Source organism: Calyptranema fuscum S582, from assembly GCF_055793305.1.
On sequence record NZ_JBSLYH010000057.1, the window covers coordinates 31,911 to 43,784 of the forward strand.

Annotated in this window: 8 protein-coding genes; 5 read left to right on the forward strand and 3 right to left on the reverse strand. The window is 48.2% G+C overall.

Translation table 11 applies throughout. The features are described from left to right. Positions 1 to 127: 127 nt before the first annotated feature. Together dnaK and grpE are read right to left on the reverse strand one after the other, a co-directional pair. Positions 128 to 2,095, reverse strand: coding sequence for a molecular chaperone DnaK (dnaK, locus tag ACR6Z4_RS27360; protein WP_479720510.1), 1,968 nt, complete (start codon positions 2,093 to 2,095; stop codon positions 128 to 130). A gap of 181 nt (positions 2,096 to 2,276) precedes the next feature. After that, positions 2,277 to 3,020, reverse strand: coding sequence for a nucleotide exchange factor GrpE (grpE, locus tag ACR6Z4_RS27365; RefSeq protein ID WP_479720511.1), 744 nt, complete (start codon positions 3,018 to 3,020; stop codon positions 2,277 to 2,279). A 1,063-nt stretch (positions 3,021 to 4,083) separates the two neighbouring features. Here grpE and ACR6Z4_RS27370 point away from each other — a divergent pair. The 4 genes from ACR6Z4_RS27370 to ACR6Z4_RS27385 all read left to right on the forward strand — a co-directional run bounded on the left by ACR6Z4_RS27370 (position 4,084) and on the right by ACR6Z4_RS27385 (position 9,254). Further along, positions 4,084 to 6,087 (forward strand): GspE/PulE family protein, encoded by a 2,004-nt coding sequence (locus ACR6Z4_RS27370; protein WP_479720512.1) that lies wholly within the window; start codon positions 4,084 to 4,086, stop codon positions 6,085 to 6,087. Positions 6,088 to 6,213: 126 nt separating this feature from the next. Continuing rightward, positions 6,214 to 7,332 (forward strand): type IV pilus twitching motility protein PilT, encoded by a 1,119-nt coding sequence (locus ACR6Z4_RS27375; RefSeq protein WP_479720513.1) that lies wholly within the window; start codon positions 6,214 to 6,216, stop codon positions 7,330 to 7,332. A 34-nt stretch (positions 7,333 to 7,366) separates the two neighbouring features. Further along, the gene (locus tag ACR6Z4_RS27380; protein WP_479720514.1) at positions 7,367 to 8,602 is read left to right on the forward strand and encodes a type II secretion system F family protein; all 1,236 of its coding nucleotides are present in this window, start codon (positions 7,367 to 7,369) and stop codon (positions 8,600 to 8,602) included. Between the two features lie 49 nt (positions 8,603 to 8,651). Continuing rightward, on the forward strand, positions 8,652 to 9,254 hold the full coding sequence (locus tag ACR6Z4_RS27385) for a hypothetical protein (RefSeq protein ID WP_479720515.1): 603 nt from the start codon (positions 8,652 to 8,654) through the stop codon (positions 9,252 to 9,254). 172 nt (positions 9,255 to 9,426) lie between these two features. Here the strand turns inward: ACR6Z4_RS27385 and ACR6Z4_RS27390 are convergent, their stop codons facing one another. After that, positions 9,427 to 11,151 carry an ABC transporter ATP-binding protein gene (locus tag ACR6Z4_RS27390; RefSeq protein ID WP_479720516.1) on the reverse strand — a complete coding sequence of 575 codons (1,725 nt, stop codon included), beginning with the start codon at positions 11,149 to 11,151 and terminating at the stop codon, positions 9,427 to 9,429. A 144-nt stretch (positions 11,152 to 11,295) separates the two neighbouring features. On the opposite strand from ACR6Z4_RS27390, the gene ACR6Z4_RS27395 reads away from it, so the two are divergent. Next, positions 11,296 to 11,646 (forward strand): hypothetical protein, encoded by a 351-nt coding sequence (locus tag ACR6Z4_RS27395; RefSeq protein ID WP_479720517.1) that lies wholly within the window; start codon positions 11,296 to 11,298, stop codon positions 11,644 to 11,646. Positions 11,647 to 11,874: the final 228 nt, after the last annotated feature.

Consider the following 11,874-nt stretch of genomic DNA (forward strand, 5'->3'; position numbering starts at 1 on the left):
GAGCGATATTTTTGGGTGAGAGGTAATGGACACCTTGGGTACAAAGCTTGGGTTCAAAACCGTGGGTCTACATGACACCATGAAACCTTAGCTTAAGAACCCTTACATTCCTACCCTATATCCTAAACTAGTCCACTGCCTCGTAATCGGCAGTAACGGTTTCATCATTGTCGAAACTGTAATCTTCCTCCAAACCCCCATCGGGTTCGGTTCCGGCATGACCATTTGCCCATCCTTCTGAGGCAGAATCAACAGAATAGGCATAGTCAGGGTTATCTGTACTGGTCTGCTGGTATAACAACGAGCCAATTTCGAATAATGCTTGTTGGAGGGCATCATAGCGCTGTTGCATTTCTTCGATGGAGGTTTTATTGCGGTTGGCGATCGCCGCTCTCAACTCAGCCGCTCGCTCAGCCACACTGTCTTTCATCCCCTCATCCAGCAAGTGAGCATTGTTACGCAACGTTTCTTCATAGCTATAAAACAGGGTTTCTGCCTGATTTTGTAGCTCGACCAGTTGCTTACGCCGTTGGTCATCCTCGGCATACACTTCTGCTTCCTGTCGCATCCGCTCAATCTCAGTACCGCTCAGACCTCCAGTATCACGAATTTCAATACTTTGCTGACGTCCCGTACCTTTATCGCGAGCAGAGACTTTGAGAATACCGTTGGCGTCAATTTCAAACGATACTTCAATTTGAGGCACCCCTCTAGGAGCTGGCGGAATTCCAGTGAGCTGGAATTTTCCAAGGCTCTTGTTATCTTTTGCCATTGCCCGCTCACCCTGCAAGACATGGATCTCAACAGAGGTTTGCCCATCAGTTGCCGTCGAGAAGGTTTGCCCCTTGGTGGTTGGTATGGTGGTATTGCGCTCGATAATGCGAGTAAAGACTTCGCCCAGCGTTTCAATTCCCAACGACAGCGGCGTGACATCCAACAGCAGGATATCTTTCACTTCGCCGCCCAATACACCGGCTTGAATCGCTGCCCCCAGAGCAACAGCTTCGTCAGGGTTAACCGAGCGATCGGGCTGCTTGCCCCCAAAATATTGACGAATTGCTTCTTGGACAGCCGGAATTCTGGTAGAACCGCCAACTAGAATGATCCGGTCGATCTGGTCAGGACTCAGCCCGCTATCTTTCAACGCTTGCGCTACAGGCTCAATCGTACTTTGAACCAAATGCCCAACCAATTCTTCAAACTTGGCACGAGACATCTCCATCTCTAGATGTTTGGGTCCCGTCTCATCCGCTGTGATAAACGGGAGATTAATGGTCGTCGTCAACATCGTGGAGAGTTCAATCTTGGCTTTTTCTGCCGCTTCTCGGAGACGTTGGAGTGCCATTTTGTCCGCAGAAAGATCGACCCCTTCTTGGGTTCGGAAAACATCCGTCAGCCAGCGCACCAGAACATTGTCAAAGTCGTCTCCCCCCAGGTGGTTGTTGCCAGAGGTTGCTTTGACTTCAAATACACCGTCACCCAATTGCAGAATCGAGACATCAAACGTGCCGCCGCCCAAGTCGAAAACCAGTACACATTGTTCCTGATCTTGTTTATCCAGACCGTAGGATAATGCAGCCGCCGTCGGCTCATTAATAATCCGCAGAACCTCAAGACCGGCAATAGTACCCGCATCTTTGGTTGCCTGCCGTTGGGCATCGGTAAAATACGCTGGGACGGTAATCACAGCTTGAGTGACCGTTTCGCCCAAATAATTTTCGGCATCTTGCTTTAACTTCTGCAAGATCATTGCCGAAATTTCTTGGGGTGTATAGACCCGACCACGGATTTGAACGTCTACAGTATCGTCTTTCCCTCTGACACAGCCATAGGGAACCCGACTACGCTCGTCTACTGTGTCGTCCCACCGTCGTCCTATAAAACGCTTGATACTGAACACCGTGTTTTCGGCATTGGTTACAGCTTGACGCTTAGCCAATTGCCCTACCAGGCGTTCACCTGTCTTACCAAACCCCACGATACTGGGGGTGGTGCGTCCTCCCTCAGAATTGGCGATAACTACTGATTGACCGCCTTCCAAGACAGCAACACAGCTATTCGTCGTGCCCAGGTCAATACCGATGACTTTTCCCATAATTAGCGGTCGTGAACGTACGTATTCAAGTGAATGAGTACAGCAGATGAAGAAATATTGAACTCATTTCTAGCAAGTATTCCGCAGTTGCTCGGGAATTTGATCAATCTAACCCAAAATCTTTACTTCAAACCAGTCATTTTCTACAACCTCAGGGATTATGTGTATCAAAACTAACCGTTCAGGATTCCGTAGTACTTGGATTGCTATCTTCAACCTCAGACGTTGGATCTGGAGCCGCTGCAACTTTCACCATTGCGTGGCGAAGAACGCGATCGCCTAATAGATACCCCCGAACCAGCTCTTCAATCACGCTTCCTTCGGGATGTTCACTGGTTTGCTCTCGCATGACTGCCTCATGCAGATTGGGATCAAATTCTTTGCCTTCCGCCCGCATGGGTGCTACACCAATGCGTTTCAGACGATCGACAAAGTCTTTATATACACCCTGATAACTCTTGTGAATGTTCATTTCTGAGTCGGTCTGCGGCTTGATCTGCGATCGCGCCCGCTCAAAGTTGTCTACCACAGGCAACAACGCAACCACCGTATTGCACTTGATTTGCACTTCCAAATCTTCTTTCTCTTTTTGGGTGCGTTTACGGAAGTTATCAAAATCAGCCGAAATTCTCATGTACTGGTTGGTTCGATCGTCCAGTTGAGTTTTGAGAGACTCAATTGTACGAGTCAGCTCTCTAACCGCCGCCTGATAATCGATCCCACCTTCAGATTGATCCTCTTCTGAAATGTCATCCAGAGGCAAATCTGGAGTAACCGTCTCAGCATTTTCGCCGGTCTGATCGACGATGGGGGCAGTCTCTGAGCCCATATCTGAATTCTCTTCCACCTCAGTTTCAGCAGACACTACTTCCGCAGAAGGTGTTTCATTCATCATCTTCTCCAAATCCTCCGAAACATCAGTCATTGCTTCCTGAGCATCCTTTAACTATTGACTTCCACTCATTTTGCAACAAACCATTGGACTGTAGGAACTATCCTAGTGTGGAAAGCACGAAAATTATTGTCTGAATTGCCCCAATAGATCTGAATTGCCGCAGAATTGCCCCAATAGATAAGAGCGATTGTCCAGTTTAAGATTTTAGCTACTCTAACCTAACTTCTCCGAAAGGATACCTCTTTCAAGCGAAGATTTCACTATCTAGTACACCAACTTAAAAGTTTTAGAGGGGGTGGAGGGGGTAGAACCCCCTCTTGGGGCTGCGCAGGGGTGGAACCCCTGCACCCCGTTATAAAACGTTTAATTGTGTCTTCTAGCAGGAAAGTATCTTTGCGTGCCTTTATATTGGTGTGCGATTTGTGCGCTTCGTAATGGATATCGTTGAATACCCTGTCAATCCACTCAACACAGGCTATGATTTTTGGAAATAGCTTAAGAACTCGACTATTGCGACCCAACCCTACACTGATTAAAAGGCTCAGGTATACCCTTCCTGTTTTTTGCCCGCATCTACGTATCTAGCCTGCAAGCTTGAGCCAAAGTAACGAAACGTAACGTTTCTGAGCAGAGAGGATGTCTGTGTTGTTATACACAGGAGTTAGATTTGGACGTGTGTAAGCGTAAACTTCCTGTGTTGTAGTCTCTCCTTGGTTTTGTCAAAACCATAAGGCTCGTGGGTTTAATAAAGCCCAATTCTTTTTGAGAGAGCGGTGGCTTCGCCACCGCTCTCTCAAAAAGAAGTACAGCTTAATGAAGCTGGGATCCTAAATTATGAAAAGCAGTATTAAGATCAAGCTACCTTGCGATCGCGAACTGAATTTTCAAAACTTTTAATAAAAATTATTATTTCTTGCTTCCGATTTACGCCTTTGGGTTTTATATTTTCAGGCAACTAGATTCGAGATCGTCTCAACTCGACCGTTTTCCCATCTACTCACTCTTTCAGAACCATCTACGCCAATCTCTGTAACTATTTCAGCAATTCTGGGCACACTCTAAACTACTTCAAGGAAACTCTTGGCATCCAGCTATGGCTAATCCCCCCTCACAGCGTCGCGCCTTAGTCATTCATCAAAATTTCTCGCCGTTCAGCAATAAATTGATTGCGGCTGGATATATCGACAACGAGAAGATGTCTCAAGCACTGGTCGAAAGCCGTAAGTCGGGTAGACCCCTCACAGAGGTACTCGAACAGATTACTGGAAAGTTGCTGCCCCCTGACCTGTTGCGTCAGTACAAGAAGCAGCAGTTGTTTGAGCTAAAAATTCTCTATGGTGTGGAATCGCTTGATCCCGAAATGGGGCAAATCTCCACAGCGCAGGTGGGATTGTTGATCAATACATTGATCCCAGTAGATGTCTGTCGTCGCTGTCGCCTGGTGCCCTTAGCCCGAACTGAATCTGATCCACCGGCATTGCTGGTGGCAATGGTCGATCCCGATGATCTATCGGCACAAGACGATCTCAATCGAATTCTTCGACCACACAATCTGACCCTCCAGCGGATGGTGATCACGCTGGAAGATTATCAGCGCATCATCAACCAATACCTTGACGAGCAGCAAGAGCAACAACGACAGCTGGATCAACAATCTAAAGTCGATGTTAAAGCCGATCTAGAAGGGCTGGAGTATCTTGAGTTAGAAGAAGCCGTCGATGATGCCGATGCCAACTTAGACGCGGCGTTACAAGATGCTGAAGCTGCGCCGGTTATTGCTTTGGTCAACAAGATCCTGGTCAAAGCCCTGCAAGAAGGGGTTTCAGATATTCACGTTGAGCCACAGGAAGAGGATCTGAGAATTCGCTTCCGTAAAGACGGGGTACTTCGAGAAGCCTTTGAGCGGTTGCCCAAGAAAATCATTCCAGCCGTTACAGCTCGTTTCAAAATCATCGCCAATCTGGACATTGCTGAGCGTAGAATGCCGCAAGATGGACGGATTCGCCGAATTTACGATGGGCGTAAAATTGACTTCCGGGTCAACACGATTCCCAGTCGTTGCGGTGAGAAAGTCTGTCTTCGAATCTTAGATAACTCTGCAACTCAGTTGGGGTTAGATAAGTTGATCGCCGACCCCGACACGCTGCGAACCGTACAGGACATGGTGGCACGTCCGTTTGGTCTGATCCTGGTAACAGGACCTACGGGTTCCGGGAAAACGACGACTCTTTACTCGGCACTGGCAGAGCGGAATGACCCAGGCGTCAATATCAGTACGGCGGAAGACCCGATTGAATATACATTGCCGGGTTTGACGCAGGTCCAAGTCATTCGAGAAAAAGGGATGGACTTTGCCTCGATTTTGAGAGCATTTTTGAGACAAGATCCAGATGTGATTCTGGTGGGTGAGACGCGCGATAAGGAAACCGCGAAGACGGCAATTGAAGCCGCTCTGACTGGACACTTAGTGTTAACGACGCTACACACTAACGATGCGGCTAGTGCGGTCGCTCGATTAGATGAAATGGGAATTGAGCCATTCATGGTTTCCAGTTCTTTGATTGGTGTCCTAGCACAGCGGCTGATGCGTCGGGTCTGCGCCGAGTGTCGGATGCCTTACACCCCTAGCGCCGAAGAAATGGCAAGGTTTGGGCTGTCTGCTTCCAGGGATGCGGATGTGATTTTCTATAAAGCCAATTCGTTACAGGTTGACCAAATCCAAGAAGCGAAAGCTAAGAATATCCTCTGCTCAAGCTGCAAAGGCATTGGTTATAAAGGGCGATGTGGGGTTTATGAAGTGATGCGAGTCACAGAACCCATCCAGACTTTGATTACAGAAGGGGCACCCACTGAACGGATTAAAGAGGTAGCGGTTGAAGAGGGCATGAAAACCCTTCTGGCTTACAGTTTGAACCTGGTTCGCCAGGGGGCTACCACGTTGGATGAAGTAGAACGGGTTACCTTTACAGACACAGGTCTGGAAGCAGAACTGAAAGCCAAACGGAAAACATCCTTAACCTGCCGATGCTGTAGTGCCGAGTTAAAGCAAGAGTGGATGGATTGTCCATACTGTATGACTCCTCGATTCCAAGACTAACGCCTGCGATCGCCAGTTTGCTTGATGGGCAATGGAAATCACCGCAGGACAGTTTGGAACTGAAGTCATTTACCGACCGAGAGCTTGAGACATCGATTAGAACATCGCTGAAGGAGAGACTGTGTTATGGAGATGATGATTGAAGATTTGATGGAGCAACTAATCGAGATGGGTGGCTCGGATATGCACCTATCTGCGGGGTTGCCTCCCTACTTCCGACTGAGTGGGCATCTCACTCCCATTGGCGATGAGCCGCTGACCGCAGAACAATGTCAACGGCTGATTTTCAGCATGCTCAACAATACCCAGCGCAAAAACCTGGAACAAACCTGGGAATTAGACTGTTCCTATGGAGTTAAAGGGCTGGCTCGATTTCGGGTCAATGTGTACAAGGAACGGGGCACCTATGCCGCCTGTTTACGGGCTCTCAGTTCTAAGATTCCTAGCTTCGAAAAATTGGGCTTACCCGATATTGTGCGGGAAATGGCTGAGAAGCCGAGGGGTTTGATTCTAGTCACCGGACCTACCGGATCTGGAAAAACAACCACTCTGGCAGCCATGATTGATCTGATTAACCGGACTCGTGCGGAGCACATTCTCACCATCGAAGATCCGGTTGAATTCGTTTACGAACCGATCAAAAGTGTGATTCACCAACGCCAGTTGGGAGAAGATACCAAAAGCTTTGCCAATGCCTTAAGAGCTGCTTTGCGGGAAGATCCGGATATCATTCTAGTGGGTGAAATGCGGGACTTGGAAACGATTTCACTGGCGATCTCAGCAGCTGAAACGGGTCACTTAGTCATGGGCACGTTGCATACCAGTTCTGCTTCTCAGACAGTCGATCGGATGGTCGATGTGTTCCCTGCGGAAAGACAACAACAGGTCAGAGTTCAGCTCTCTAACTCACTGGTGGCAGTGTTTAGCCAAACCCTGGTCACTAAGAAAAATGTTAAACCAGGAGAGTATGGGCGAGTCATGGCTCAGGAAATCATGGTGGTAACGCCAGCGATCGCCAACTTGATTCGAGAAGGTAAGACCTCTCAGATCTACTCTGCCATTCAAACGGGTGGCAAATTGAGTATGCAAACCCTCGAAAAAGTGTTGGCAGATCAATACAAACAAGGGCTGATTTCCTTTGAAGCTGCGATGGCTAAAACATCTCGACCGGATGAATTCCAACGGTTAATTGGGGGCGTACCCGCGCCCGGTGGAGCTAAACCCGGTGTCCCGGCTGGACGATAATTGAGTGATTTTTCGATTGGATGAATGGTGAGCTATGCCAACCTATGTTGTTCGCGCTCGGGATTCTAAAGGCAATCCTAGACGGCAAAAAATAACCGCAGACTCTCCTTCTGAGGCGCGTACAGCGCTACGAGAGAGGGGTCTTTTTGTACAAGATCTGACCGAAGATCGAGGATTGGTTGAAACGCTCAACAACCTCGATCTGCAAGAAATCCAAAATTCTTTTACCAGCGTTACGGTTAAAGACAAAGCCATCTTCTCTCGTCAGTTTGCGGTGCTGATCAACGCTGGTGTGGCAATGGTTCGAGGCTTAGGTGTCTTAGCCGACCAGTGCAGTAACCCAAAACTGAAAAAAGCACTTCAAGAAATTAGTTCTGATGTGCAACAGGGAACGAACCTCTCTGATGCCATGCGCAAGCATCCTAAGTGCTTTGACAACCTTTATGTCAGCATGGTGCAGGCGGGAGAAGTTGGGGGGGTACTGGACGAGGTGATGAATCGTCTGGCGAAACTGCTAGAAGACGTAGCGCGCTTACAGAACCAGATTAAGTCAGCCATGACTTATCCCATGGCGGTCGGGTTTATTGCCGTTTCCGTTTTCCTGGGCATGACCATTTTCCTGCTGCCTATTTTCGCCAATATTTTTGATGAGCTAGACGCTGAGTTACCTGCATTTACAGCCATGATGTTGCAGATCAGCAAGGTGCTCAGAACTCCGATTTATTCCATCATTCTGGTGAGCTTTGTTGTCGTCTTTGTATTTGCTTACAAGCAGTACTACAGCACGCGGGTCGGGCGAGAAACACTCGATCGCTTTTATTTGAAAATGCCCCTGTTTGGCGATTTGATTCAAAAAACAGCGACGGCTCGTTTCTGCCGAACTTTTGGTTCTTTGTCTCGTTCTGGGGTGCCCATTTTAACCGCCTTAGAAATCGTCCGAGATACCGCTGGCAACCAGGTTGTGGCTAACGCGGTAGACGCAGCACGCCAGGAAGTTCAGTCAGGTGGCATGATCAGTATTGCGCTGCAACGGGAGCAAGTCTTCCCGATCATGGCAATTCAGATGATTAGTATTGGTGAAGAAACCGGGGAAATCGACACCATGCTGATGAAAGTCGCTGATTTCTATGAAGATGAAGTAGAACAAGCCGTTAAAGCCCTCACGAGTATTATGGAACCCATTATGATCGTGGTGTTGGGGGGGATGGTCGGTTCTATCCTTGTGGCAATGTATTTGCCCATGTTTAAGGTGATGGACGCTATCAAATAGCATTCACAGCAATTTGAAACACTATTCTCCCGCTAGAGAGCTGAGAAAAATGTCTGTGAAACCTGTACAACAGTTTCAGTATGAGGAATTGCTAGCCAGTTATAGCGATCATCTCGGGGCGATCGCACTGTTAAAGGAATTTCGCCCTTATTTAGAAATGATTCCGAGTATGCGGCGTCCGGATGAGAGTGTGATTTCCATTGCATTTCCCATCGTCCGGGTTCGCAGCTCTATTTCAGCGGTTGCCACAGGGGTGGGTGCCATTCCACCGGGCGAGATCATTCGCCTCCCTTGCGATACAGCAATTTTGATGTGCGATCCCGAATGGAAAATTAAGACGGGGGTTGAAATCTTTGTCTTCATCCATCGCCCTCAAGAAGATCTGTCAGACTTGCTTGCCCGCTGGCGGCAAACCCAAATCTGGCTGGATAAGGGCTATGAGTGGATCATGCCCCGGCGCTATCAGCACATCTTGAGTGAAGGGGCTGAAGAAACCCATCCGCTATTTGTCCTCTTACCCGAAACACCAGAGCGGATCAAAAAGGGGTTGAAAGGAGCATACTTACCCTTTGTAGTTCAGTCAGTCGTGCCGGAGGGTGAAGAAGAACCCAGCAGCCTGGACAAGGAGTCTCTTCCGACAGAAGCCCCCTAGATCAGGCTCTATTTTTTATGCTGATTAAAAGAGTGGATGTTGCGCGCCCTGCGGGCGCGCAACATCCACTCTTTTAATAGGCGTGAAGCACAAGGTGTTGTGAGAGAGCCTCGCGGAGCGAGGCTCTCTCACAACACCCGTAAATCTATTCCGGTGCGAAGCGCTATATTTTTTACGAAAACTGTTGGGCATAGAAACGAGCATAGCGATCGCCCCTGTCCAACAGTTCTGCATGGGTTCCCGACTCTACCACTTGCCCCTGCTCAATCACCAAAATGCGATCGGCACGACGAACGGTAGCCAGTCGATGGGCAATGATAAATACAGTTCGCCCTGTCATGAGTCGTTCTAAAGCTTCTTGCACCAGGGCTTCTGATTCAGAATCCAGAGCAGAGGTCGCTTCATCCAAAATTAGAATTCGGGGATCAAGCAAGACAGCACGAGCGATCGCAATGCGTTGACGCTGCCCACCAGAAAGATTGATCCCACGTTCGCCGACCCAGGTCTGATAACCCTCTGGAAATTGGCTAATAAATTGGTGTGCATTAGCAACCTTTGCGGCAGCTTGAACCAGGGCTGGATCAAACTGCTGTTGCCCAAACGCAATATTTTGAGCGATCGTACCTGAAAACAAGATTGAATCCTGAGGAACGATGCCAATTTGTCGCCGCAGGCTGTGTAATGTAACCGTCCGAATATCCACCCCATCAATCAAAATTTGACCAGATTGGGGATCATAAAACCGAGGAAGCAAGTTAACCAATGTTGTTTTCCCAGCACCAGAGGCACCGACTAAAGCGATCGCCTCTCCGGGAAATGCCAGCAAATTCAGGTTTTGTAAAACAGGCTGCTCAGATTTATAGCTAAAGCTAACTGCTCGATATTCGACCTTTCCCGTCACAATGGGGAGACTGACCGCATCCGCTTGCTCAAGCACACCCGGTTGCACGTCCAGTAATTCAAAAATCCGATCGACCGAGGCCTGTCCCTGCTTGAACTCGTTGTAGTTATCGGTTAAATGAGCGATCGGATCAATCAATAAGCCAACTGCCGCCACATAACTGCCAAACTCTTCCCCCGTCAGATGCCCAGCAGCAATCTGCCAACCCCCCAACATCAGTAAGAGCAATACGCTCAGTGCATAGAGAAACCCAATCACTGGAAACTGAACGGCTTTCAACCAGGCGGCGGCATACTTTGCCTGCCGATTTCGTTCTGCTGCCTGACTAAAGCGTTCAACGGCATAGTCTTCCGCAGCAAAGGCACGAATCAAACGGACACCACTAAACGCTTCCGTTAACAGAGACGATAAATCGGACACTAAATTTTGACTCTGGCGAGAGAACCGGAGAATGCGTTCCCCAAACCAACTGATCAGAAATCCCAACAGCGGCGCAACAATCAAACTGGCAAGCGTCAGTTGCCAATTGAGGTAAACCATGTAGCCAAAGACAACAATCAGTTGCAAGACGCACGGGGTAAAGTCATGAAATACCTTGTTGACCACTTCGCCAATGCGATCGATATCTTCGGTCAAACGGTAAGACAAATCCCCGGTTTGGGCGTTTTCAAAATAGCTCAAGTCCAACGTTTGCAGATGGGCATACACTCGCTTGCGTAGATCCAAAGCGATCGCCAATGCTGCCTTTGCCATTAAAGAATCTTGCCCATACTGAGCAAATTTTTGGATGAAGAATACCGCTGCCACCACTCCGGCAAGTTGAGCTAATGCCAGAACCTTACCCTGTACCAAAAATCCTAATAGTTTACCGGCTAACCATGCCAGGACAGGCCATGCAGAGGTAAACACCAACGTACAGAGTAACGCCTGCACAATAATCCGTTGGTGAGGGCGCAGGTAAGGGCGTAATTTCCAATAACCAGATTGAGATTTCAAGTCAGTTCCGTTCGATGCAGTAAAAAAGTTAAGAATTACGTCAAATTTCTGTATCTGAAAGCACAATTTATCGATAAGATGGGAATTTTAAAATTACATCCCTAACTGTCAATCCCATCCAGAGAGGCTTTAGAAAGGAAATTTATGAAACTAGGACGACAAACCGATAAAGCTATCCCCGAAGAGATTGGCGGTCAAGTGCAGAGTTTTGTCTTGCAGGCATCTCATCCTTTGTTAGAGGATACCGCAGAGGATGACCTGGAAATTTATTCTGATCTACCCAGCATTGCGTTGACCAAACGACATAGTCCGGAATACATCAACCGGCGATTAAAGCTCAAGCATGTTGCCGAGGCACGATTACTTCAATTTGCGGATGAACTATCTAAATTGGCTGACGAGGTTCGCTATCTCAATCCGGTGATTGCTGAAGCGATCGACGATGCCTGGACGGCAACGGATATAGCGCTTGAACTGTTGGATCAAGACCTCTGATCCCAAGTCATACCAATTTGTTTGAATTAGGAGTACGGCAGATATCTGTACGGGCTCGGCAGTGCCAAGCCCCTTCTGAACTTCGATGTGCCCAAAGCTTCGTTTAAATGGGTATCAGGTATCGCTTAATTAGTATTGTGGGGCGCTTCGCGCCCCACAATACTGGACTAAATTAATCCATACAGCGCTTAAAATTTGCCAGTGAGATCAGACAGAATCACCATATAG